Source organism: Fulvimarina fulva (assembly GCF_039652615.1).
Classification (GTDB): Bacteria; Pseudomonadota; Alphaproteobacteria; order Rhizobiales; family Rhizobiaceae; genus Fulvimarina.
This window is the reverse complement of the sequence record NZ_JBDJAC010000002.1, coordinates 129,765-152,248: the sequence shown is the minus strand read 5'-3', so window position 1 is coordinate 152,248 and position 22,484 is coordinate 129,765. Positions and strand designations below refer to the sequence as shown.

20 protein-coding genes are annotated in these 22,484 nt (G+C 63.3%); 7 read left to right on the top strand and 13 right to left on the bottom strand.

The window, feature by feature from the left end:
• Positions 1 to 28: 28 nt before the first annotated feature.
• The 4 genes from ABDX79_RS04280 to ABDX79_RS04265 are packed head-to-tail and all read right to left on the bottom strand — an operon-like array spanning position 29 to position 6,940.
• Positions 29 to 2,104: a hypothetical protein gene (locus ABDX79_RS04280; protein WP_346219023.1), complete on the bottom strand. Its 2,076-nt coding sequence runs from the start codon at positions 2,102 to 2,104 to the stop codon at positions 29 to 31.
• A complete protein-coding gene (locus ABDX79_RS04275; protein ID WP_346219277.1) occupies positions 2,104 to 4,986 on the bottom strand; it encodes a DUF4159 domain-containing protein in 2,883 nt (960 codons plus the stop codon). Before ABDX79_RS04275 ends, ABDX79_RS04280 begins: the two co-directional genes overlap by 1 nt.
• On the bottom strand, positions 4,986 to 5,897 hold the full coding sequence (locus tag ABDX79_RS04270) for a DUF58 domain-containing protein (protein WP_346219022.1): 912 nt from the start codon (positions 5,895 to 5,897) through the stop codon (positions 4,986 to 4,988). Before ABDX79_RS04270 ends, ABDX79_RS04275 begins: the two co-directional genes overlap by 1 nt.
• A 29-nt stretch (positions 5,898 to 5,926) precedes the next feature.
• Positions 5,927 to 6,940: an AAA family ATPase gene (locus ABDX79_RS04265; RefSeq protein WP_346219021.1), complete on the bottom strand. Its 1,014-nt coding sequence runs from the start codon at positions 6,938 to 6,940 to the stop codon at positions 5,927 to 5,929.
• Positions 6,941 to 7,263: 323 nt separating this feature from the next.
• Here ABDX79_RS04265 and ABDX79_RS04260 point away from each other — a divergent pair, with 323 nt between their 5' ends.
• The 4 genes from ABDX79_RS04260 to ABDX79_RS04245 all read left to right on the top strand — a co-directional run bounded on the left by ABDX79_RS04260 (position 7,264) and on the right by ABDX79_RS04245 (position 11,050).
• A complete protein-coding gene (locus ABDX79_RS04260) occupies positions 7,264 to 7,842 on the top strand; it encodes a DUF1285 domain-containing protein (RefSeq protein ID WP_346219020.1) in 579 nt (192 codons plus the stop codon).
• Complete coding sequence (locus ABDX79_RS04255; RefSeq protein WP_346219019.1) at positions 7,835 to 8,488, top strand: CoA pyrophosphatase; 654 nt, start codon at positions 7,835 to 7,837, stop codon at positions 8,486 to 8,488. The genes ABDX79_RS04260 and ABDX79_RS04255 overlap by 8 nt, the downstream gene beginning before the upstream one ends.
• A complete protein-coding gene (locus ABDX79_RS04250) occupies positions 8,485 to 9,726 on the top strand; it encodes a CCA tRNA nucleotidyltransferase (protein ID WP_346219018.1) in 1,242 nt (413 codons plus the stop codon). Before ABDX79_RS04255 ends, ABDX79_RS04250 begins: the two co-directional genes overlap by 4 nt.
• Before the next feature lie 88 nt (positions 9,727 to 9,814).
• Positions 9,815 to 11,050: a flagellar hook protein FlgE gene (locus tag ABDX79_RS04245; RefSeq protein WP_346219017.1), complete on the top strand. Its 1,236-nt coding sequence runs from the start codon at positions 9,815 to 9,817 to the stop codon at positions 11,048 to 11,050.
• A 109-nt stretch (positions 11,051 to 11,159) separates the two neighbouring features.
• Here the strand turns inward: ABDX79_RS04245 and ABDX79_RS04240 are convergent, their stop codons facing one another.
• The 7 genes from ABDX79_RS04240 to ABDX79_RS04210 are packed head-to-tail and all read right to left on the bottom strand — an operon-like array spanning position 11,160 to position 17,219.
• Complete coding sequence (locus ABDX79_RS04240) at positions 11,160 to 12,386, bottom strand: hypothetical protein (protein ID WP_346219016.1); 1,227 nt, start codon at positions 12,384 to 12,386, stop codon at positions 11,160 to 11,162.
• Entirely contained in the window at positions 12,380 to 13,018 is a 639-nt protein-coding gene (locus ABDX79_RS04235; RefSeq protein ID WP_346219015.1) for a tetratricopeptide repeat protein, read from the bottom strand. Before ABDX79_RS04235 ends, ABDX79_RS04240 begins: the two co-directional genes overlap by 7 nt.
• 1 nt (position 13,019) lies before the next feature.
• Complete coding sequence (locus ABDX79_RS04230; protein WP_346219014.1) at positions 13,020 to 13,946, bottom strand: vWA domain-containing protein; 927 nt, start codon at positions 13,944 to 13,946, stop codon at positions 13,020 to 13,022.
• On the bottom strand, positions 13,946 to 14,899 hold the full coding sequence (locus ABDX79_RS04225) for a VWA domain-containing protein (protein WP_346219013.1): 954 nt from the start codon (positions 14,897 to 14,899) through the stop codon (positions 13,946 to 13,948). The genes ABDX79_RS04230 and ABDX79_RS04225 overlap by 1 nt, the downstream gene beginning before the upstream one ends.
• Before the next feature lie 4 nt (positions 14,900 to 14,903).
• Complete coding sequence (locus ABDX79_RS04220) at positions 14,904 to 15,323, bottom strand: hypothetical protein (protein WP_346219012.1); 420 nt, start codon at positions 15,321 to 15,323, stop codon at positions 14,904 to 14,906.
• On the bottom strand, positions 15,301 to 16,239 hold the full coding sequence (locus tag ABDX79_RS04215; RefSeq protein ID WP_346219011.1) for a DUF58 domain-containing protein: 939 nt from the start codon (positions 16,237 to 16,239) through the stop codon (positions 15,301 to 15,303). Before ABDX79_RS04215 ends, ABDX79_RS04220 begins: the two co-directional genes overlap by 23 nt.
• Positions 16,239 to 17,219: an AAA family ATPase gene (locus tag ABDX79_RS04210; protein ID WP_346219010.1), complete on the bottom strand. Its 981-nt coding sequence runs from the start codon at positions 17,217 to 17,219 to the stop codon at positions 16,239 to 16,241. The genes ABDX79_RS04215 and ABDX79_RS04210 overlap by 1 nt, the downstream gene beginning before the upstream one ends.
• Before the next feature lie 253 nt (positions 17,220 to 17,472).
• Here ABDX79_RS04210 and ABDX79_RS04205 point away from each other — a divergent pair, with 253 nt between their 5' ends.
• Both ABDX79_RS04205 and ABDX79_RS04200 read left to right on the top strand, forming a co-directional pair.
• A complete protein-coding gene (locus tag ABDX79_RS04205) occupies positions 17,473 to 18,846 on the top strand; it encodes a sensor histidine kinase (RefSeq protein WP_346219009.1) in 1,374 nt (457 codons plus the stop codon).
• Positions 18,846 to 19,505: a response regulator transcription factor gene (locus tag ABDX79_RS04200; RefSeq protein WP_346219276.1), complete on the top strand. Its 660-nt coding sequence runs from the start codon at positions 18,846 to 18,848 to the stop codon at positions 19,503 to 19,505. The genes ABDX79_RS04205 and ABDX79_RS04200 overlap by 1 nt, the downstream gene beginning before the upstream one ends.
• Positions 19,506 to 19,557: 52 nt before the next feature.
• Here the strand turns inward: ABDX79_RS04200 and ABDX79_RS04195 are convergent, their stop codons facing one another.
• Entirely contained in the window at positions 19,558 to 20,004 is a 447-nt protein-coding gene (locus ABDX79_RS04195) for a hypothetical protein (protein ID WP_346219008.1), read from the bottom strand.
• Positions 20,001 to 21,845 carry a class I poly(R)-hydroxyalkanoic acid synthase gene (gene phaC / locus ABDX79_RS04190; RefSeq protein ID WP_346219007.1) on the bottom strand — a complete coding sequence of 615 codons (1,845 nt, stop codon included), beginning with the start codon at positions 21,843 to 21,845 and terminating at the stop codon, positions 20,001 to 20,003. The genes ABDX79_RS04195 and phaC overlap by 4 nt, the downstream gene beginning before the upstream one ends.
• 165 nt (positions 21,846 to 22,010) lie before the next feature.
• Between phaC and ABDX79_RS04185 the strand changes: the two genes are divergently transcribed.
• The gene (locus tag ABDX79_RS04185) at positions 22,011 to 22,478 is read left to right on the top strand and encodes a hypothetical protein (RefSeq protein WP_346219006.1); all 468 of its coding nucleotides are present in this window, start codon (positions 22,011 to 22,013) and stop codon (positions 22,476 to 22,478) included.
• The last annotated feature ends 6 nt before the right edge of the window (positions 22,479 to 22,484 follow it).

The following is a 22,484-nucleotide window of genomic DNA, read 5'->3' as shown; positions in this document are numbered from 1 at the left end:
ACGCCCTGCACCGTCCCGGCATCGCGCTTTAGCGACCCTCGCGATACCAAGTGGCCGAGAGGGCGAGCAGCAGCACTGCGAGCCCAAGGAAGCCGCCGAAGAGCGGCGTGCGATCGACGCCTCTCAGCACTGTCTCGTCTGTAGTGCGAAGGCCGATCCAGTTGCGTCCGTCGGCGCTGGCCCGCCCGGAGACCGGAACGATACGCGGAACCTCCACTTCGCCGTCTTCGACGATGCGACGCACCGAACCGCGCGTTTCCTCCGCAATCGGTGCAAGCTTCTCGCCCGTCGAGATGGCCTCGCGATATTCGCGCGGATTGACCGGACCGACATTGGCAAGCGCGCGCAAGTCGCCATTGGCGACCTGAAAGAGGCCGAGCTCGTCCGTTTCCAGCCGACCTTCCCAGATACCGGGTTCCCGTTCGGACAAAGCGATCTCCACCGCCTCGCCAGACGGGGTGATGATGGTCGCAGGGCCTGGATCGTCGCCAATGGTCTGGCGTTTCACGACCAGGTTGGAGCCGACCGCTTCGGCGCGCAAGGCCTCTTCCTCCAGCTCCGGTTCCCGCATCAGCCAATGCGCGAGCCGGCGGAACAGCGCGACATGCGGTCCGCCCCCCTCGTAGCCGCGCGACCAGAGCCATTCCTGATCCGATAGCAGCAGCGCGATCCGGCCTTCGCCGACCCGGTCCAGAAGCAGGAGAGGCTTGCCGTCCGGGCCGTTCATCACCGCGTCGCCCTCGGTCTCGCCGACATCGATATAACGGAACCAGGGCGACCAGTCCGGCGGCTCGACATTCGAACCCGGCAGGTCACGGGTTACGGGATGCTTGGCACCAAGCTCGGAAAGCGTTGGATAGAACGGCTTTTCGTCGATGCCGCCGCTCGGAAGGGCAGGCAGGACGGATTGCAGCGGCGTGTTGGCGACGCTGTCGCGACCGGCATATTCCGGGCCCGACGCGATCAGCATCGCGCCGCCGTTTTCCACATACTGCGCAATGTAATCGAAATAGAGCGCCGGCAGCACGCCGCGTTCCTGGTATCGATCGAAGATGATGAGGTCGAAATCGTCGATCTTCTCGACGAAGAGTTCTCGGGTCGGGAAGGCGATCAGCGAGAGTTCGTTGATCGGCGTTCCGTCCTGCTTTTCTGGCGGACGCAGAATGGTGAAATGAACGAGGTCGATCGCGGCGTCCGATTTCAGAAGGTTGCGCCAGGTCCGTTCGCCGGCATGGGGCTCGCCCGAGACGAGCAGCACGCGGAGATTTTCACGGATGCCGTCGACGATCGCGATCGAGCGGTTGTTGACGTCCGTGATTTCGGTCGCGTCGCGAGCGACCTGAACCTCGAGAATGTTGCGGCCGGCGCGCGGCAATTCGAACGACAGCCGGCTCTCGACCCCGACCTGGGCGGTTTCCCGCGAGATGAGATCGCCGTTCAGGAAGATATCGACGGATACGGGGCCGCCACTCGACGGACCGCTTTCGAACACCTGATAGGTCAGCTCCTGCGGTTCGTCGACGAGGCCGAAGCGAGGCGCAGACAGGATTTCGACCCTTCGGTCGAACTCGTCCTCGCGGCCTGTGATGAGACCGTGAAGCGGTGCGGAAAAACCAAGTCGTGATGCATTGGCCGGTATATCGTGGACCTGACCATCCGTGACCATGATCGCTCCGGCGACCCGCGAGGGCGGAACGTCGTCAAGCGCGCTGGAGAGCGCCGAAAACAGCGCCGTCGTCGCATCGCTATCGGGGCTTTCGCCGGATCGAGCCTCGACGGTCCGAACCTCGAATTCCGGGAACCGCGCAAGGCTGGCGCGGAGTGCGTCCACGGCCGCCGTTGTTTCCGCATCGCGGTCTTCGATCGTCTGGCTCTGGCTGCGATCGGCGACGATGGCGACGACGGATTTCAGCGGATCGCGGTCCTCGCGCAGCATCACCGGGTTGATCAGCGCGACGATGAGCGCGGCGAGAGCCGCGACGCGCACGAAGGCACCGCGCATTCCCGCAAGGATCAACCCCGCCGCGATGATCACGGCCGGAACGGCAAGGACGAGGATTGTCGTCCAGGAGAAGAACGGGGCGAAGTCGATGGACCAGTTCATTACTGACCGAGCCTTTCGAGAAGCGCCGGAATATGGACCTGATCGGCTTTGTAGTTGCCGGTCAGAACATACATGACGATGTTCGTGCCCGCGCGATAGGCAAGTTCACGCTGTCTCGGGTCCGAGGTGTTGGTGGGGAACAGGAACAGTCCCGCATCGTCCACGGCCCAGGCGCTGGCGAAATCGTTCGACGTGATCATGATGGACGAGACACCGTCGCCGCCGCGTGCCGGGCGCATCTCGCCCTCGGCATCCTCGACGAGGCTTTCGACCCAGAGCTCCGAGTCTGTGTAACGACCCACGAACTCGTCGAGAATATAGAAGGATTTCGTCAGGACATGATCAGGAGGGACGGGCTCGAGCGGCGGGATATCGAGATCGCCGATGATCTCTCTCAGCCGCATCTCCCCCGATGAAGGACTGCTGCTGGAAAACCCCGTCATGGCATCGCTTGCGACATCGAAGAGAACGGTGCCGCCCTGTTTCATATAGGCGTCGATCCGGCTGATGGCGTGTTCGGACGGCATTGGCGTCGTCGGGTCGATGGGCCAGTAGATCAGCGGATAGAAGGCGAGTTCGTCGGTTTCGATGTCGACGCCCATGGGCTCGCCCGGTTCGAGAGCGGTCTTTGAGGCGATGAACTGCGACAGACCGGACAGTCCCGCCGCCGAGAGGTCGTCGACGGCTTCATCGCCTGTTTGGACGTAGGCAAGGTGTGTCGCCTCGGTCGCCCGAACCGCGCGCTCCATGTCCCCGAGGTCGAGCGGGCGGGTGGACGAGGATTGGCCCGCCTCGGGCTCCAGCCCCGTCTGCGCCAGGGCAGGTCCGGGCGTCAGCGCGATCAGGAAGCCCGCGCCGAGAAGGGCCACCAAAATTGCGGGGAGGGCGGATTCGCCCCGGCGTGTGCCGAGACCGCGAAGCCGCGCGAAGCCGCCGTTCAGCCAGAGAAGCGCGAGCGCATCGAGCGCGAACAGGAAGAGAGCGGCGGCCAGAAGCCAGGGCGCCAGATCGACGGCCTCCTCGCTTTCATATTGCAGGCCTGTCGTCTCCGATCCCCAATCGAGTGCTGGAAGCGGGGCAAGCTCGGCACCGGCAGAAAAGAGATTGAGAGCACGATAGCCATCCTCGCTACCGTACAGGCCGGGGGGATGGGCCGCGTCGACAGTGACTTCGGAGCCGGCTTCGATCGGCTCGATATCCGGTCCGGGGGAGATCAGACGCCCGTCCGCAGAAAGAACCCGATAAGGTGGCAGGCTTTCGGCGGCGGATTCGCCATTGGACGAGGCACCGCCATCAGCCCGCGACAGGGACACGATCCGTCGCAGCATGTCGACGAAGGCGCCGCTGATCGGAAGGTTCGACCATGTCGCCTCGGCCGTTACGTGGAAGAGGACGATGGTGCCGGCACCGACCGTCTCGGCGGTGACGAGGGGGGTGCCGTCCGCAAGACTTGCCCAGGTCCGGTCGGCAAGCTCGATCGAGGGTTCCGCGAGCACCTGCCGCGAAACGGTCACGTCGTTTGGCACCGTGATGCCCGCAAACGGGCTGTCTGCATCCATCGGAGCGACCGTCTGGGGCTCGACCCAGGACATCGCACCGCCGAGCTGCCGCTCGCCCTGGCGCAGATTGACCGGAACCAGCGTATCCTCGCCGGTGGTCGCGGCAAGGCGCGGTCCGGCGAACCGGACGAGATAGCCGCCATTTTCGACAAAGGTCTCCAGCGCCTCGCGCGCATTGTCCGGCAAGACGCCGATATCGGCGAGAACGATGACCGAGGGGCGCTGCGCAATGAGGTTTGGTATCGTCTCCGACAGATCGGCGCTCTGGGCGCGAACGATATCGGCATAGGGGGCCAGGGCCCTGCTGATATAGTAGAGCGGCGACAGGAGCGGCTGCGCCAGATCGGCTGCTTCGCCTGAAACGAGCGCGACACGGCGACGGCGGAAAGAATCATCGACCAGCCGGACTTCCGCGGCGTTGTCGCCATTTTCGACCTCGAGCCGCGCGATGTCGTTGCGAAGTTCGACCGGTATGGCGAAACGGGCTTGCGCCTCGGTCTCGCCCGAGCCGAAGCCGATCTGCGTTCGCGCGACCTCGCGGCCCTGGGAATCGACGGCGAGAAGTTCGGCCTGAAAGCCGGTCTCGCGGCCGGATGGCCGAATGGCGTCGACCACGAGCGCGTCGGTCGAATTGTCGGCGGCCGTCAGTGCCGTGATGCCTTCGATCGAAGGCTCGTAGAGCAGGGTCTCGGCAGCCCCCAGCTGGCCCGCGATCTCTGCAGCGCGGTCGGTTGCCTCCGCGTCGAGGCCGTCTGAAAGGAGGGCAAGCGAGCCAAGCTGATTGCCCGCAAGCGCTGTCTGAAGGCGCTGGAAGGCAGCGCCTCGATTGACCGGGATCGGACGCGGCAATGCTGCGGCGAGACGTTCGCGCGCCGTTGTCGGCTCCACCGGCGTCGCATCGTTGTCCGTGCCTTCGGCCGTCAGAACGAGAGAGACCGGCCGTCCGGCATCCGCCGCCTGGCTGATAATCGCTTCGGCGGTCGAAATCGTCTCGTCCCAATTGCTGGCGTTCGCCCACCCATTGTCGATCACCAGCGCGACGGGACCCGTCCCGGAAATGAGGGTCTCACGCGGATTGAGCGTCGGAGCGGCGAGCGCGAAGATGATGAGGGCGGCGAGAAGCAAGCGGAGCAGCGTCAGCCACCAGGGCGATTTCGACGGCGTCTCTTCGCTCTTCAGAACGCGCTGAAGTATGCGTAGCGGCGGAAACGATTCCGTTTGCGGACGCGGCGGCGTCAGCTTCAGGAGCCACCAGATGACCGGTAGCGCCAGAAGGCCGGCGAGGACCAGCGGTGCTCCGAAAGAAAGGCTGAGACCTGCGATCAAGCGTTTCTCCGTGAAACTTGCGGGACGCCGGACAGCTGGCCATGCAGCGCGACGAGAACTTCCGATGCGAGATGGTCCGTGCGGTGGGCAATAAAGCTCCAGCCGAGACGCCGGCTATGGCGCGACAGCGTTTCGCGCCGGGCCGCCATGATGTTCCGGTAGTCCGCGCGAAGTGTTTCCGCGCGGCCCGCCGTCAGTTTCGCGCCTGTTTCCGGATCGCGGAATTCGGTGCGGCCGTTATACGGGAAGACCTCTTCGGCGGGATCGTTGACCATGACGAGATGACCGCGCACGCCGCGACCCCCAATGCGGTCGATCCGTGCGAGGGTCTCCTCGATCGGATCGAGGAAATCGGAAATCAGGACGACCTCCGAATGCTGGCGGAACCGATCGTCGGGCGGAAAGTGATCGTCCGGCCTGCGGGTGGACAGCGCAGCCGCGATCCGCTCGGCGGCATTGCGGGCCGAAATCGGATCGATCACGCCCGGATAGCCGATCCGCTCGCCCGAGCGTGACAGGATTTCGGCGAGTGCGAGCGTGAGGACCAGAGCGCGCGATTCCTTGGACACCTGCGCAGCGTTCGACTGGAACCGCATGGAGGGCGAGGGGTCCGCCCAGAGCCAGACCGTGTGGGCGGCCTCCCATTCCCGGTCGCGCAAATAGAGATGATCGTCGCGGGCCGAGCGGCGCCAGTCGATGCGCGCGACCTGCTCGCCTTGCACGAAGGGGCGAAACTGCCAGAAATTCTCGCCGACGCCCCGGCGCTTGCGCCCGTGCCAGCCGGCGATCACGGTCGCCACCACACGGTTGGCCTCGACGAGAAGGTCCGGCATCAACGCAGCGCGCTGACGGGCCCGGACGAGCGCGTCGGAGGATGGTGTCAGGTCCGTTGTCGTACCGATCGGCATTCTTGGATATCGAGCCTATCGTTTCAAAATCACGCGGCGTCGCGCTTAAGGGTGGCGATCACGTCTCGAACGCTCATGCCTTCGGCGCGCGCTGCGAAGTTGAGCGCCATGCGATGCTGGAGGATGGGTTCGGCAAGCGCCATGACGTCGTCGATCGAAGGGGCGAGCCGGCCCTCGTAAAGGGCGCGAGCCCTGACGCAGGTCATCAGCGCCTGCGATGCGCGCGGGCCCGGCCCCCAGGAGATGTGGTCGTCGGCTTCCTTATGCCCGTTGCCGGGACGGGCCGACCGCACGAGCCTCAGGATCGCCTCGACGACACTTTCGGACACCGGCATGCGGCGGACGAGCGACTGGATCTCGATGAGCCGTTCGGCGGTGACGACGCCGTCGACCGTATCGTCGGACGGTCCGCCGGTGGTTTCGAGCAGGATGCGGCGTTCGGCGTCGATATCGGGATAGAAGACGTCGATCTGCATGAGGAAGCGGTCGAGCTGGGCTTCCGGAAGCGGATAGGTGCCCTCCTGCTCCAGCGGGTTCTGGGTCGCGAGGACGTGGAACGGCCTTGGCAGATCGTGCCGCTCGCCCGCCACCGTGACGTGATATTCCTGCATGGACTGGAGCAGTGCCGACTGGGTGCGCGGCGAGGCGCGGTTGATTTCGTCGGCCATCAGGAGCTGGGCGAAGACCGGACCTCGCACATAGCGGAACGAGCGCCGCCCGGCTTCGTCCTGATCCATGACCTCCGTTCCGATGATATCGGAGGGCATCAGGTCCGGCGTGAACTGGATGCGGCGTGCATTGAGACCGAGGGCCCCGCCGAGGGTGTCGACGAGCTTGGTCTTGGCAAGGCCCGGAACACCGACCAGAAGACCGTGACCGCCCGCGAGAATGGCGATGAGGCTCTGCTCCACGACGCTTTCCTGGCCGAAGATCACCGTTCCGACCGTTGTCTTCACCTCGGCGATATCGGCGAGGGCCCGTTCGGCCTGCGCGACGATTTCCGCTTCGGAGAGCCTCGCATCGGTGGGTGTATGAGCCGTCATGTCAGGTCCTTCGATCGTCGTGCGAATGGTTCGGGCATCGGCGGTATCGCACGCAAACCACGTTCCGCCTCAAGCCGTCTTTTCAGATTTTTCGGTAGCGCCGGCTTCGCCCGAAGACCGCATTTCGTATTCTGTCCGGCGCGACCTGACCGGTCGCTTTCGCGCCGGCCAATTCAATACAATCTAGACGTTATGAAAGCTGTTCGCCTCTTTTGAGGCAAGCTTGGCCGTTCAACACTTTCGTGACCGTCCCGGCGCGCTGCCTCGATCCTTTGTCGATGCGAGGGTGCCGATGCGGGCGAAAGCAATCTATATGGCGCTTCATGGACAAGACGAACGATATCGATCTCGCCGGATTGAAGGCTCTGGCCGCCCGCGCCGAGGGCGCATCCGCCGCTGGCGCGCCTGTGGAGCGGTGGAACCCACCATTCTGCGGCGATATGGACATGCGCATCGCCGGCGACGGACGCTGGTTCTATCAGGGCAGTCCGATCGAACGCGAAGCGCTGGTGCGTCTCTTCGCCTCGGTCCTGAAGGTGGAGGACGACGGAGAAACCTATCTCGTCACGCCGGTCGAGAAACTGAGAATCACTGTTGACGACGCCCATTTCATCGCGGTCGAGGTGGCGCGACACGACGTGGACGGCGAGCCAGCGCTGACATTTCGCACCAATACCGGCGACATCGTGACAGCCGGACCGGATCACGCGCTTCAGTTGCCGGAGAAGCTCGACGAGGCGTTCGCGCCCTATCTGGTCGTGAGAGGCAGGCTGCGCGCCAAGCTGTCGCGACCTGTCGCAATGGAGATCGCCGAATGGCTGAAGGAAGATGACGCGGGTATCTTCATCCAATCAGGCGGTGTTCGCTTCCATGGACCGAGAGGCAATCTGTTCGATGAGTGAAACGGCGCGAAAGATTGCGAGGGACGAAGGGCTCTTTACCGCCGATGATCTGCGCCTGCGCTTCGAGGCACGGGCGGATCTGCCCGCGCCCGAACAGGAATTCGGCGATCACCTCCTCAACCCGGACATCGTCCAGCTGATGGAGCACAAGAACGCACGGGAGGCGGCGGTGCTCATCCCGGTCGTCGATCGTGATGGCGGCGCCAGCGTCATTCTGACCCAACGCACCCAGTCCCTGCGCAAGCATTCCGGACAGATCGCCTTTCCGGGCGGCTCTGTGGATGCGAGCGACGCCTCGCCGGAAGACGCCGCGCTTCGTGAGGCCCGGGAGGAAATCGCGCTTGCGCCGGACCGCGTGGAGGTTCTCGGTCGGCTGCCGCGCTACCTGACCACGACCGGGTTTCGGATCACGCCTGTCATTGGGATCGTCGCTCCCGATTTCGAGCTTGAAGCCAATCCGGCCGAGGTCGCCGACATCTTCGAGACCCCGCTCTCTTTTCTCATGACCGAGGCGAACCATGTGAGGGCCTCGAAGGTCTGGGGTGGCGTCGAGCGCCATTTCTACGAGATGCCCTATGGCGAACGCTATATCTGGGGCGTGACGGCCGGAATTCTGAGAACGCTGTACGAAAGATATTACGCATGACCGAGACCCGGATCGATGAAGACTGGCTCCGCGATCCCATCCTGCAATCCGTGCTGGCCGTCCTCAACGAGGGCGACGAGGAGGCCCGGATCGTCGGCGGTCCCGTCCGCAACACGCTGCTTGGCGCGCCGGTCTCCGACATCGATATCGCGACGACCTGCCTGCCCGAGGAAACCGTGCGCCGGGTCGAGGCGGGCGGGTTCAAGGCGGTTCCCACGGGGATCGAGCACGGCACGATTACGGTCGTCGCCGGTGGCCGGCCGTTTGAGGTTACGACCCTGCGCGAGGATGTCGCGACCGATGGGCGCCATGCCGAGGTGAAATTCGGCCGCGATTGGGAGGCCGACGCGAAGCGCCGGGATTTCACTATCAATGCGCTCTATGCGACGGCCGACGGGGAGATCTTCGATCCGGTCGGCGGACTTGCCGATATCGAAGGCCAGGTCCTGCGTTTCATCGGCGATGCGGAAAGCCGCATTCGCGAGGACTATCTGCGCATCCTTCGATTCTATCGATTCTTTGCCTGGTATGGCCGGGGCCGTCCCGATGCAGAAGGTATTCGCGCCTCGGCGAAGCTGAAAACTGGCCTTGCGAAACTCTCTGCCGAGCGGATCTGGATGGAGCTGAAGAAACTGCTCGGCGCACCGGACCCGAGCCGCGCCCTTTTGTGGATGCGGCAGGCCGGCGTGCTGACGGCCGTTCTTCCTGAAAGCGAGCGCTGGGGTATCGACAATATTCATCCGCTGACCGACGCGGAGCGCCAGTTCGTTTGGCCCGCCGATCCACTGCTGCGGCTTCTCGCGATCATTCCGCCGGATGCCGCGCGAATCAACGAGCTGGCCGGGCGGTTGAAGCTCTCGACCAGGGAGCGTGACCGGCTTCTCGCCTATGCCAACGCCGAAAACCCGAATGCCGAGGAAAGCGACGGATCACTGCGGACCCGGCTCTATTTCGGGGACGAAATCGCGATCGTCGACCGGCTGAAGCTGGCACTGGCGCTTGCCCGCCACAAGGAGAACCTTGACGCATCGAGCCGTCTGTCGGCTCAGCTCTCGATCGCAGAACGTTTCTCTTCACCGGAATTTCCGTTGTCCGGAGAGGACATGATCGCGGCGGGTTATTCGCCCGGACCCGATCTCGGCCGGGAAATGCGGCGGCTGAAGCAGATCTGGGCCGAAGGCGGTTTCGTAATGAGCCGCGAAACGCTAATGTCAAAAGCTGCCGAGACCGAGGTTTGAAGTAAACAAAACCTTAATTCCATCTTCGGACCAGCGAAGACGCCTAACGTGCCTTAACGACCGACATGGCAATTACGGGCAATCTTCGATGAGCATTAACGGCGTTTTCCGCACCAGTGTTTCGGGCATGAATGCCCAGGCAAACAGACTATCCGCAGTCTCGGACAATATCGCGAATTCGTCTACGACCGGCTACAAGCGGAGCGAGATCGAATTTTCCACGATGGTGCTCAATGGTTCTGGCCAGGACTATCAGTCCGGTTCGGTGCAGGCCCAGACGCGGACTGCGGTGAGTGTCCAGGGCTCGGCGATGACGACGTCCTCGTCGACGGATCTTGCGATCCAGGGCAACGGCATGTTTGTCGTCCAGGACCAGAATGGCGGCCAGTATTATACGCGTGCGGGCGCCTTCGTTCAGCGCTACGATCCCGACGCGCAGGCAACCTATCTGGTCAACTCGGCCGGATATCGTCTGACCGGCCAGAATCTGGAGACAGGCGCCGTCGAGCAGGTGAACCTGCCGGTCGGCAAGATCATGGAGCCCAAGGCGACCACCGCGCTGACCATCTCCGACCTCCAGTTTCCGCTTTCGTCCAACGTTCCGGCAACGGCTTTCGACCCGGCAGCTCCCAACAACCCGGCAACCTACAATTTCAAGTCTTCTGTCGCGGTCTATGATGGCGTCGGCTCAAAGAGCAATGTCGACATGTTTGCCGTCAAGACCGGCGACAATGCATGGACCCTGAACTTCTCCCACACCGATGATACGGGCGCGACGACCGTTCTGGGCACCCAGAACGTCGCCTTCAATCCAGCAACCGGCAAACCCGATCCAGCGCCTGGACCCTATACGTTTACGGGCGTGCTGCCGGGTCGTGCCGGTGAGGCCATGACGGTGAACTTCGGCAACGTCACCGAATATGACGCATCCTTCACCGCAAATATCGAGCGAGACGGGAATCCCGCCTCGGCCGTGACGGATTTCCGCGTGACTGACGACGGCACGATCAGCGCGCTGCTGCAAAGTGGCGACACGATTGACGTCTACCAGGCGCAGATGGCGAACTTCAAAAGCCCGGATCGGCTGGAATTGCTCTCCGGTAACGTCTTCAGGACAACGAAGGATTCGGGCGAAGCGCAGATTGGATTTGCTGGCGACAATGGTTTCGGCTCGATCCAGTCCGGCGCTCTCGAACAGTCGAATGTCGACCTCGCGCAGGAACTGACGACGATGATTGAATCCCAGCGGTCCTATTCAGCAAACTCCAAGACCTTCCAGACCGGCTCCGAGATGCTGGAACTGCTGGTCAATCTGAAGCGCTGATTTTCATTCAGGCTTTCGAACATTCAAACAGCCGGGGTGCGGTCCGCGTCCCGGCTGTTTTGTTTTCGAATCCGCGTCTATCGCCGCTCGTCGCCGAGATCGAGGCTGCCTACCGGGTTTGAAAAGCGTTCTCGGCGATCAGTCTGCGATGGATCGCCCGCAGATCGGGCCGCAAGCCTGCCTCTTGCGAACCGCCGAAAAGCGATCGGTCGAGATCACCGATCAACTGCTCGCAGTCAGCGCCTGATCGCGAGAAAAGCCGGGCCGCGTGTCTTCGATAGGCCCGCGCATCGCCGCGCCAGAGCGCCAAGCGAAGGGCGAGCGCGTCCCGCGACGGGACCCTGCCGGCAATGCGCGACCCGATCTGCCGCACCGATAGAAAACGTCGTCCCGGCAGGATTGCTATGACGGGAACGAGCAGCCCGAGAAGAGCGGGAAGCGCAATGCCGGTAAGGTTCGGGCCGAGATCTTCCGTCTCTTGCTGCTGTTCGATCGCGGCGAATGCGACGCGCTGGGATTCGATGACGAGTTCGCGCATGTTGCGGCTCGTCGTGTCGAACCAGGGAATGCGGAACGCCCTTATTTCGCCGGGCTCGGACTTCGCCGGCCGCAATCGCCACGTCCACTCCACCGTGCCGACCGGGCCATCGCGGGTGATCTCCGTCGAACGCTTTTCGGGTGCGATAAAGGAAATCAGCCAGGGCGCGGTCATCAGGGGTGGATTCGGCAGCATCTCGGCAGGCTGACCGTCGGCAACGATCCTGATCGTGCGGGTGGCGGTCGCACCATTGGCCATGCGCGCCGGGTCCATGTCCCAGTCGTCGGTCATGACGACTTCCCTGGCCGGCAACCACCAGCCGCCATTGGTCTTCGGTTTCGCCTTGATCTCGATATGGATTTCTTCGGATACGACCTGGTGTTTGAACCGCTCGGATTTGCCCTCCATCAGCGTCAGATTGTGCCTGAACGGTCCGATCCGCTGGATGCCGGCCTTCTGCGGATAAAGCGCGAGCTTTCGTTCCATGGTGACGAATTCGCGGCCACCGATCCGGCCGCGCGACCAGTTGTCCCGCCCGAGCTGGATCCAGGTGAAGTTCGGCAGATCGATGCTCTCGAATTTCTCCAGCGCGATGGTGACATCGTAATAGCCGGTGATCGTGACGAGGATCATTTCGCCGACAAAGGGCGTTTCGCTGCCTGCTTCGATTTCGATGAGGAGGCGCGTGTCGCCGTCCGCGACCCTCGGATCGGCCTCTGCGAGAGCGCAGAGTGGCAAGATCAGCCAGAGGAGAGCGGCGAGGCAGACGAAACGACGCCGGAAGCGAGACGTCACCATGCGTTGTCCTCCGGCGGATTGGCGAGGCCGAGATCCTGCCGCCGTTCGTTCTCGGCCCTGATCCGGCGCGCGAGATAGATGGCGGGCTCGTCGGGAAGCGTTTCCAGCCAGCCTTCGGTGGCAGCGGTGATGCGCTCGACACGCGGATCGAGAATGCTGCGCTGAGCGAGCACGGGCTGGGTTTCGAGGATGTCCCGCTTCGTCGCCTGCGCTTCCGACTCCTCGGTTTCCACGGTCGCTGCCACGCCGTCGATCTCATTGGACTCCGAAACGACGTCGGGAACCCGTCTTGCGATGAGATCGCGGTTGAACCGGGCGTCCTCGTCAGCCGGGTCCACGAAAAGGACGGCATCGAAATAGGCGACGCTCAGGGCGTAATCGCCGAGCGCTGCGAGCGACATTGCCCGGTTGTAGGTCGCTTGCCGGCCGGATGCGGCGAAGAGCTCATCGGCTTGCCGGTAATCGCCCGCTTCGAATTTCGCGATTCCGTCGATCTGCGGATCGTCGACGAGCCGAGCGGCGATGTTGGGAAAGCCCGCGACAAGTGCGATCTTGCCGAAGGCCTCAGGGCCTGCGGCCATGGCCGCGATGGCGGAGATCAGACAGCAGCACAGAATCAGAAGCCAGCGCATGTCAGGTGGCTCTCCTGAAAAGAAGCAGCGCGAAGGGCAGGGCGAGGAAAAGCAGGTAGCGCCCATAGTCGCGGAAGAACAAGGCCGCGGCATCGCCGGTGGCAAGGTCGCGTGCGGCCCTGCGACCGATGGACAGGGCGAGGGCGGAGGGAGCAATTGCCTCCCCGAGGCCACCGTCGCCGATCCGGGTGAGCCGTTCGAGCCCGGACATGTCCGGCTTGGGCATGTCCTCGTGGTTTTCGCTCGGTTCGACAACAAAGGCGCTGACATGGATATCGGCTTCGGCGAGATCGCCCGCGATGTTGAAGGCCTCCGGCGTCAGGCCGTCGCCGTCGGTGACGACGACGACATCGCCGGAGAGGATGTTGGCTTCCGCGAACATCCTTTCGGCGAGCGCGAGGGCTCTGTCGGTCCGCGAACCCGGATTTGGCACGATATCCTTGCCGAGAACCGCGATCAGCGGCGACAGGGCAAGGGCATCGGTCGTGAAGGCGCTCGCGACATAGGCCTCGCCAGCATAGACCAGAAGGGCGACGGGCCGGCCCGCGGAGTTTTGAAGAACGCTCTGGGCCGCGACCTGCGCATCGTCGAGGCTGCCGCCTTCGACGATCGATCGGGACAGGTCGACGGCGAGAACAACACCGTCGAGATTGCGAAATGTTTCGGGATTGGCGATTCGTGTCGCAGGCCCCGACAGCGCAAGGATCAACGTGGCGGCGGTGCCGATCGGCGGCAGAATACGACGCGCCTTTCCGGGCACGATCCGCCCGAACCTTTCCATGGCCGCAAGAAGCGCCGGATCGACCGCGCTCTCCCATGCACCGAGACCACGCGCACGGCGAAGAGCGATGACAGCGAGAGCTGCGAGCGCGGCGAAACACAGAAGCCACCATGGCCTCAGGAGGAAGAAGGGGCCGAGCTCCAGCATCACATCGCCCTCCGGCTTGCGATCAGGACGACGGACATGAGAAGCGCGAGCATCGCCGGATAGGGCCAGTAGTCGCGTCTGATGGTGGCGGCCGGCTGGTCGAAGCCGCTGGCTTCGAGCCGGTCGATCTCGGCTGTCACGGCTCTGAGGTCGTTGGTGTTGCGGACACGGAAGGTCTGGCCGCCGCTGAGCTTTGCGATGTCGCGAAGCGTTGCCGTATCGACGGCGTCTCGCGTCTTCGGTGCGGTCTCCATGTCCTCGGGGCCGAGAGCAATGGTGTGGACCGTCACCCCAAGCTGTTCGGCAAGCCGTGCCGAATCACGCGGCAATACGTTGCCGCTGGTATCGGACCCGTCCGAAAGAAGGATGACGACGCGGGACCGGGCATCGGATCTCTTCAGGCGCTTCAGCGCAAGGCCGAGCCCTCCGGCGATCGCCGTCGAGCGGCCGGAAATGCCGATCGTCGCCTCCTCGATAATCCGTGAGACTGCGGCGACGTCGAATGTCAGCGGGGCGGCGGCATAGGCGAATTCGGCGAAGAGGATGAGGCCCACCCGATCGCCAGCGCGGCTCGTCACGAACTCCTTGGCAACCGCCTTCACCGCATCGAGGCGCGTCACGGTGCGACCGTCGAGATCGAAGTCATCGCGCTCCATGCTGCCGGACAGATCGATGGCGAGGATTAGGTCGCGGCCGGTAGCGGGCAGGGCGTCCACCTGATCGAGCTTTTGCGGCCCGGCGATGGCCGTGACGAGGGCAAGCCAGAGGACGAGCGGGATCGCCCGCTTGACGCGCAGTCTGACCGCATCGCCCACGGTTTCCGGAAAGCTGCGCCCGATGGTGGCTGGTACCATTAGCGCGCCGGTGACCGCGCGGCGACCGGGAAGCAGTCGCATCGCCAGAAATGGAAGAGGCAGGACGAGAAAGGCGAGGGGGCTTGCAAAACTCCACATGCGCTCAGGTCCGCGCCTTGCCGACAAGACCAAGGATCTCCCGATCGATCCGGTCGCAATCGAGGCCGGGATCGCGGCGATAAAGCGCCTGATGGATCTCCGTCTTCAGCCGCTCCAGAGGTTCGGTTGATTTCAGCTTCGGCTTGCGCCGCCGCTTCTCAAAGCCGGTTTCCAGAAGGCCGATGGCCTGCGCCTGGGCGAGAAGGCGCTCTCCCGGTTCCAGCTGTTTCGCCCCGTCGAGCCGCTCGATGACCGCCCGCCGGATGGACGGCTTGGGCACGGTGGCAAGGCGCAGCAGGACTGCGAGAAGAAGGCCGGCGAGGATCGCGAGCGAGAACACCGCGAGCGCCCCGGAGAGGTCGAAAGCGTCGAAGCCGGGGGGCAGGCGGATCGGTCGAAGTTCAGCGATAAGATCGGGGTCCATCCACCGCCTCCAGAGCGAGCGCCATGTCCGTCCAGTCCGTGTCGGCCTCGATTACGCGCAGATCGATACCGGAGCTGCGCAGCCGTTCGATCCGTTCATCCTCGCGGCTCGCCTCTGCCTTGGGAACGAATGCCCAGCGCATGGAGGCAGGTGTCGCCTCGCCCATGACGAGATAGGGATAGGCGCCACGGGGGGCGGCCCTTTCGAACCGGTCCCGGATGAGAAGAAGCACGATATCGAAGCGACGACGGGCGGCGAGAAGCAGCTTGTCGAAACTCTCGTCTGCATCGTCCAGCGAGGATGCAAGTACGAGCGTCGTCCCGCTTGTGGATCGGGCGATGGCCTGCTCCAACATCGTTTCCAGGGAGGCTTCCCTCGGCGTGCCTTGATCAAGGGCGGCAATGCTTGCCTTGTGTGCCTCTTCCAGTGCTGCAGTCGCAGCGGCCATGGCCCGCTCGCGGGAGCGAGGCGGAAGATAAAGACTGCCGTGACAGCCCTCTGTCAGCAGCGAAACCCGGCCACCACCCTCTACGACGCGCCAGCCGACTAGAGCCAGGGCTCCCGCTGCGGCGACCGAGCGCAGCCGCGTCTTCGTGCCCCAGAGCATGGCCGATCGGAAATCGGCGATCAGCAGAGCCGCCCGGTCACGCTCGTCGCGAAAGGTGCGGACATGGGTCTTGGCCGTGCGAGCGGTCGCCGCCGCGTCGATATGGCGGGCGTCGTCGCCTTCGGAAAAAAGCCTGACATCGACGATTTCGAGACCGTTGCCGCGCTTCTTGCCGATATAGCCGCCGGGCCGGCCCGTCGGGCTGAGAAGCCGTTCGGGGACGTTGCGCACGATGTGGCGCATCGCGAACATCGTCTCGGCATCGATCCATGTCGGGCCTTCGGCCGCGCGAGAGCCGGGAAGGGCCATCAGTTCGGCTCGATGGCGGCGAGCAGTCCGGCGACGAGAGAACGGCCGGTCGCGCCCTCGGCCGTGGCCCGCCAGGTCGGGATGATCCGGTGGGCGAGGATGTCCGGCGCGATTTCGGTCACGTCTTCGGGGATCGCGTAGTCACGGCCCCTGAGATAAGCACGGGCGCGGGCACCGGCCGCAAGGGCCAGCGTGCCACGCGGGCTCACCGCGTGCTCGATCTTGGCATGGACCTCGGGCGCTGCGGCCGGATTGCGGGTTGCCATGACGAGACGAACGACGAAGTCCTTCAAGGCAGGCGCGAGATGGATCTTCGCGGCTTCCCGTCTTGCAGCGAGGATTTGCTCGCCGGGGATCGGATCGCCGGCCCTGGAAATCGTGCCGGCGCCCTCGCTCTCGACGAGTTCGAGGATTTCAAGTTCCGAGCGAGCATCGGGCAGATCGATCAGGACATGCATCAGGAACCGGTCGAGCTGCGCTTCCGGCAGGGGAAAGGTGCCCTCGTGTTCGATCGAGTTCTGGGTGGCGACTACCATGAAGGGCTCGGGCAGCCTGTAGGTGACGCCGCCCGCCGTCACCTGCGTTTCCGCCATCGCTTCTAGAAGAGCGGACTGAACCTTGGGCGGGGCGCGGTTGATCTCGTCGACGAGGACGAGAGAGTGGAAGATCGGCCCTTCCACGAATTCGAACTTGCCTGCTTCCGGCCGGAAGACCTGGGTTCCCGTCAGATCGGCCGGCATCAGGTCCGGCGTACACTGGATGCGCGAGAACGAGCTTTCGAGACCATCCGACAACAGCTTGACTGCGCGGGTCTTGGCAAGACCGGGCGGGCCTTCGAGCAGGAGATGGCCGCCGCACAGAAGCGCGATCATCAGGCGCTCGACAAGGCCGGAGCGGCCGATCAGGCCCCTCTCGACCTGGGCCTGAAGGCCCGCAAGTCGGTGGGCGGGACGCTCCGCGCCAGGAGCTTCCGTGGACATGTCTTGCGGCCTCTGGCGTTCGGCAAGCGATGACGTCAAAACGATGGTTCCTCCCCAGGAAGCCGATATCCGGGACGTGCCCTCATCCTGAATGTCGGCAGGTGGATTTATCACGCAGATGATCGCAAATTGAAATGGCCGAATTCCCCGGCCGGGTCAGGGCATATTGCCCGACCCTTTCCTGGCCGACTTGCGTGAACACGTCGTATCGGTGCTGATAGGCGCTGATCGACAAAGGGAGGCGTCGGGGCAGGTGAGCCTCACGATCAAGCTCGCAATCCGTCTGATGGCGGTCGCATTCGTTGCGCTTGGCGTCGCGCTCTCCGTCGTGGCCGTCGATACGAGCCGGGCAATCGAGAACGACATTGCCTCGACACAGGCGCGCGTCTCCTATCAGCTCGAACGCATGCATCGCGGCGGCAACGGATATCCGATCGAGAACATTCTCAAGCTGACGTCGATCGATATCGTCCTCGTCATGACGCCGGGGACCTGCGTGCTCTTTACTCAAGTGAACAATCCGGACATGAGCCGGCGTCTGTGTGCCGGCTGGAACATCTTCGGCGAGATCCCGCCGGCCTGGTTTCGAAAGGGCGTCGGCAAGGTGCTCGGTCCATTCGATCCGGTCATAGGCGAGGTCCCGATCTATGGCCGTGATGGCTACCGCCTGAAAACATTCTATGATCCCGTTGCTGCCGCAACCCGCGTTTGGCAGCAGGCCCGCATCCTCACTGGGCTCGCCGCAGGCCTTTCGGCAGCGATCGCAATTCTCTCGATCATTGCGGTGGCCCATGCCTTGCGGCCCGTCGGTTCGATCGTGCTGGGTCTCGATGCGCTGAAGGACGGGGCGCTGAAAACGCGGATCGCGCGCTCCGGCACCCGTGAGTTCGACCAGATCGCGGCTGCCGTCGACGCATTGGCCAAGCGTCTCGAACTCTCGCTGGACGATCGTCGTATGCTGATGAAGCGGCTCTTCGCGGTTCAGGAGGACGAGCGGCGAAATCTCGCGCGGGATCTGCATGACGAGTTCGGCCAGTGCCTTACCGCTGCGCTCGCGCTCACTTCGTCGATCGAGGGAAACGCGTCGAAGGACAGGCCGGATATTGCGCGGGATGCGGCGACCCTTGCAAAGATCGAGCGGCGAATGATGGAAACGCTGAAGGGTGCGTTCTCCCGTTTGCGACCGCCGGATCTCGCTGAAATCGGACTTCGCGCCTCGCTCCATGCCCTCGTACACGAGTGGAATTCCAGCCTTTCAGGTCGCACGCGGGTGACGATCGAAGCGCCGAAGGAGCTCGATGAGACACCGAGCGAGATCGCGGTCGCGATCTACCGAATCGTCCAGGAATGCCTGACGAATGTCGCGCGTCATGCCAATGCGAGCGAGGCGCGAGTGTCGATCCGTTTTCCACGGGCCGCGCCCGAACCTTCGATAGAGGTCACCGTGGTCGACGATGGTGTCGGCTGTGAGAGTGCAAACGACATGGTCGGCGGATCGGGGCTGATCGGCATGCGTGAACGCGTGTCTGCCCTCGGGGGACGACTGTCTGTCGTTACAACCGGCGGGGGTACGCATATTGCGGCGTTGATTCCTCAAGGGGCGCCGTTCGCAGAGGCCGCCGAATGATGCCGGGCAAGACTATTCTCCTCGTAGACGATCATCCCATCGTGCGCGAAGGCTATCGCAGGTTGATTGAGAGCCGCACCGCCCATCGGATTGTCGCCGAGGCCGAAACCGCTACGGAGGCCTATCGCCTTTTTCGGACGAGCAAGCCGGACCTCGTGGTGATGGACCTGTCTCTGCCGGGGCCGGGCGGTCTCGAAGCGCTACGTCACATTCGGCAATGGGATCACGCAGCGCGCATCCTCGTCTTCTCCATGCACCAGAATCCGGCCTATGCGCTGAAGGCCTTCGAGGCTGGAGCGATCGGTTACGTGACGAAGAGCAGCGACCCGGTGGAACTGCTGGCGGCGATCGAAACCGCGCTGAACGGGCGCCGCGCCATGAGCGAAGATATCGCCCGGGAAATTGCAAACGATCATCTGGATGGCGGCACGCCGCTTGCCGGCTTGAGTCCGCGCGAAACGGAAATCCTGCGGATGATCGCCCTCGGCATGACCGACGACGCCATTGCAGACGGATTGTCGCTGAGTCTCAAGACGGTTCAGAACAATCACTACCGCATTCGTGCAAAGCTTGAAGCGCCGACCGACGCCCTGCTGACCCATATCGCGATCAGTGCGGGACTGCTCGGCCATAAGAAAAGCGCTGCAGAAACCGGATAAGTTCGACCGTTTCATAACACCGGCGGTTTCAAAGGCCCGCCGGGATGACGCTCTATTCTGCCGGCATCGCCGCTTCGACTTCCGCTCCGTCCGGGTCCCAACTGCGGACAAGGGAGCATTCGAGGAAGCCTTCGGTATCCGGTCCGCCGCAAATCGTCTCGACGATGGCATCGAGTTCATCCGAGGAGGACGCGTCGCAGACATAGCGATGGTAGTGAAAGCCATCGCCGGTCTGGAGGAAGATATCGCCGGTCCAGCCATTGCCGAGGCACCAGCGGACGGGAACGCAGTCTTCTTCCGTCAATCCGCTTTCCGCGATGCATTTTTCCGTCGCGCAGGCAAAGCCACTGGCCGGATCGTTGGCCGTGCAGACCCCGGACCCGGCCTCAGGCGCTTCGACGATCGCAAGCCCCTGCGTATGCGCTGTCCCGGCAAACAGCGTGAAAGCGAGGGCCGCGCCCGCTGCGATGCGGACAGAGCCGAGAGGCGCGGTGATCACGCCTTGACCTTCACATAGCTGCCCGGCGCATCCTCGATCGGCTTCAGCTTTCCGCCGCCCGGCTTGCGCGCTTTGACCTTCTCGGTGCCGGTCTTTTCGGCGATCCATTTCGACCAGTGCGGCCACCAGGAACCCGGATGCTCCTCGGCCTTTTCGAACCAGTCCTTGAACTCGCCATCCGCCTGCGGCGCGGCGCCGGTCCAGTACTGATACTTGTTGCGGGACGGATGATTGACGACGCCGGCGATGTGGCCGGAGCCTGCGAGAATGTAGCTCACATCTCCGCCGAAGCATTTCGAACCGCGGTAGACGCTTTCCGGCGGCGCGATATGATCTTCCTTCGTCGCGAGGTTGTAGATCGGGATGTCGACGGCGCCGAGATCGATCCTCGTATCGCCGATGACCATCCTGCCCTCCGAGAGATTGTTCTCAAGATAGCAATTTCGCATGTAAAAGATGTGGTTGGCCTTCGGCATGCGGGTTGAGTCGGCGTTCCAGAACAGAAGGTCGAAGGGGACTGGGTCCTTGCCCTTCAGATAGTTGTTCACGAAATAGGGCCAGATCAGATCGGCCGACCGGAGCATGTTGAAGGCCTGAGCCATCTGCGTGCCCTCGAGATAGCCCCTCGCATCCATGGTGGCTTCGAGCGTCTTCAGCTGCTCTTCGTCGACGAAGACGAGAAGGTCGCCGGCATATTTGAAGTCGACCTGGGTCGCGAACAGGGTCGCCGTCTTCGCACGGGTGTCGCCCTTCGCCTTCAGATAACCGATGCCGGCCGAGAGCAGCGTGCCGCCCACGCAGTAGCCGACCATATTATATGCTTTTTCGCCGGTTGCCTTCTCGGCGCTGTCGAGGCCGAAGGCGATGCCGTCCTCGATATAGTCCTTCCAGGTCTTCTCGGCGTGCCGTTCGTCCGGGTTGACCCAGGAAATCACGAACACCGTATGCCCCTCATCGACGAGCCACTTGATGTAGCTTTTCTCAGGCTTGAGATCGAGGATGTAGTATTTGTTGATCCAGGGCGGGCAGATCACGACAGGCGTCTTGAAGACCTCGTCGGTCGCCGGTGAGTACTGGATGATCTGGCAGAGCTCGTTCTGGGCGATTACCTTGCCTTCGGTGAGCGCGATGTCCTCGCCAATCGTGAAGGCCGAATAATCAGCCTGCCGCAGGCGCAGATTGCCTTTGCCGGCTGCGATGTCCTCGGCGAACATCTTCATGCCCTTGACGAGGTTCTGGCCGTTCGTCTGCATCGTTTCCCGATAAAGCTCGGGGTTCGTCATGATGAAATTGGTCGGCGACAGGGCATTCGAGACCTGCCGCATATAGAACGCCGCCTTGTGCCGGGTGTGATCGTCGAGGCCGTTCGCCTCCTCGACCAGCTCGTCGGCCCAGCGGGTCGTCATGAGATAGGCCTGTTTCAGAAAATCGAAGAAGAAGTTCTGGTCCCAGTCCTCGTGGGAGAAGCGCTTGTCGGCTTTCTTCGGCGGTGCTGCCTCGCCGTTCAGGTCTTCGCCGGCGAACCGGCGGATGGAGTTGTTCCACACTGTCATGTAGCCCGCGAAAAGCCGGGTCTGTGCTTCGATTGCACGCGCTGGATCGGTCATCCAGTATTCGCCGACTTTCGAGAGCGTTTCGATGATCTCGGCCATCGCGACCGGGCCGGTATCGATGTAGTTGCCTTTTTCGCGTGGCTCGACCCACGCACTGGCCGCTTTTCCGAGATGTTCCATCATTCTCGCCATGTTCATGGCGAATTGTTCGGGATCCTTGACCGTATAGTCGGTCGTGAAGGGAACAGGTTCCGTGATCGGTTTTGAGCCGGTTTGCTTGTCCGCCATCGTTTCTTCCTCCCTGGACGATCCGCTACAGATGCGTTTCCAATCCGTCTTGAACCGGTTCTTGCAGCTCTTTCGATATAGCCGTTCTTTAGAAGCGGGCACGGTTTTGTAAATTGTTTCTTTTAAGGTATGACACGATCGACGATTTCAAACAGGCCCCTCGTCATGTCCACTAAATTTGGCGCTCTCCTTGTCTCGAGCATCCTTGTCGGCGCGCTTGCGCTGACGGGCTGTCAGTCGATTTTTCCCGGTGAGGAAGACGACTCGCTGGGCGCCCTGCGTTTGAGCGAGGCTGAGGCCGTCGCATCGCAGCAGCGGCTCGACGAAGACGGCTATCCCCTTCTCGGTGCCTATCCCGGTGCCGCCGCGCCGCAACTTGCCGACGAAAACGTCGCTGTTCTGGATGCGCGCTACAATGGCATCGCCGCCCAGCGGGCAGGCGCTTCGGCCAACACGGACTATTCCTCGGCGCTCTCGCGAGCCCAAAGCGCGCGCGAAAGGCAGGCCCGGGCCGTTTCCTCGCTCAACGCGGAGGCGGCCACCCAGCCCGCTGCTTCCGGGACGACGGAGCGCGGGCCGCGACCAGAAGACGTCCTGCGCCAGATCGAAGCGACGGAACAAGCGACCAACTGATTTCGC

Excerpts from the sequence above, each read along its gene's own strand:
- ABDX79_RS04280 (WP_346219023.1), bottom strand. The coding sequence starts at position 2,104 with ATGAACTGGTCCATCGACTTCGCCCCGTTCTTCTCCTGGACGACAATC.
- ABDX79_RS04215 (WP_346219011.1), bottom strand. The coding sequence starts at position 16,239 with ATGGCCCTTCCCGGCTCTCGCGCGGCCGAAGGCCCGACATGGATCGAT.
- ABDX79_RS04210 (WP_346219010.1), bottom strand. The coding sequence starts at position 17,219 with ATGTCCACGGAAGCTCCTGGCGCGGAGCGTCCCGCCCACCGACTTGCG.
- ABDX79_RS04240 (WP_346219016.1), bottom strand. The coding sequence starts at position 12,386 with ATGGTGACGTCTCGCTTCCGGCGTCGTTTCGTCTGCCTCGCCGCTCTC.
- ABDX79_RS04245 (WP_346219017.1), top strand. The coding sequence starts at position 9,815 with ATGAGCATTAACGGCGTTTTCCGCACCAGTGTTTCGGGCATGAATGCC.
- ABDX79_RS04265 (WP_346219021.1), bottom strand. The coding sequence starts at position 6,940 with ATGACGGCTCATACACCCACCGATGCGAGGCTCTCCGAAGCGGAAATC.
- ABDX79_RS04235 (WP_346219015.1), bottom strand. The coding sequence starts at position 13,018 with ATGCGCTGGCTTCTGATTCTGTGCTGCTGTCTGATCTCCGCCATCGCG.
- ABDX79_RS04250 (WP_346219018.1), top strand. The coding sequence starts at position 8,485 with ATGACCGAGACCCGGATCGATGAAGACTGGCTCCGCGATCCCATCCTG.
- ABDX79_RS04200 (WP_346219276.1), top strand. The coding sequence starts at position 18,846 with ATGCCGGGCAAGACTATTCTCCTCGTAGACGATCATCCCATCGTGCGC.
- ABDX79_RS04270 (WP_346219022.1), bottom strand. The coding sequence starts at position 5,897 with ATGCCGATCGGTACGACAACGGACCTGACACCATCCTCCGACGCGCTC.
- ABDX79_RS04225 (WP_346219013.1), bottom strand. The coding sequence starts at position 14,899 with ATGTGGAGTTTTGCAAGCCCCCTCGCCTTTCTCGTCCTGCCTCTTCCA.
- ABDX79_RS04260 (WP_346219020.1), top strand. The coding sequence starts at position 7,264 with ATGGACAAGACGAACGATATCGATCTCGCCGGATTGAAGGCTCTGGCC.
- ABDX79_RS04185 (WP_346219006.1), top strand. The coding sequence starts at position 22,011 with ATGTCCACTAAATTTGGCGCTCTCCTTGTCTCGAGCATCCTTGTCGGC.
- ABDX79_RS04255 (WP_346219019.1), top strand. The coding sequence starts at position 7,835 with ATGAGTGAAACGGCGCGAAAGATTGCGAGGGACGAAGGGCTCTTTACC.
- ABDX79_RS04230 (WP_346219014.1), bottom strand. The coding sequence starts at position 13,946 with ATGCTGGAGCTCGGCCCCTTCTTCCTCCTGAGGCCATGGTGGCTTCTG.
- phaC (WP_346219007.1), bottom strand. The coding sequence starts at position 21,845 with ATGGCGGACAAGCAAACCGGCTCAAAACCGATCACGGAACCTGTTCCC.
- ABDX79_RS04220 (WP_346219012.1), bottom strand. The coding sequence starts at position 15,323 with ATGGACCCCGATCTTATCGCTGAACTTCGACCGATCCGCCTGCCCCCC.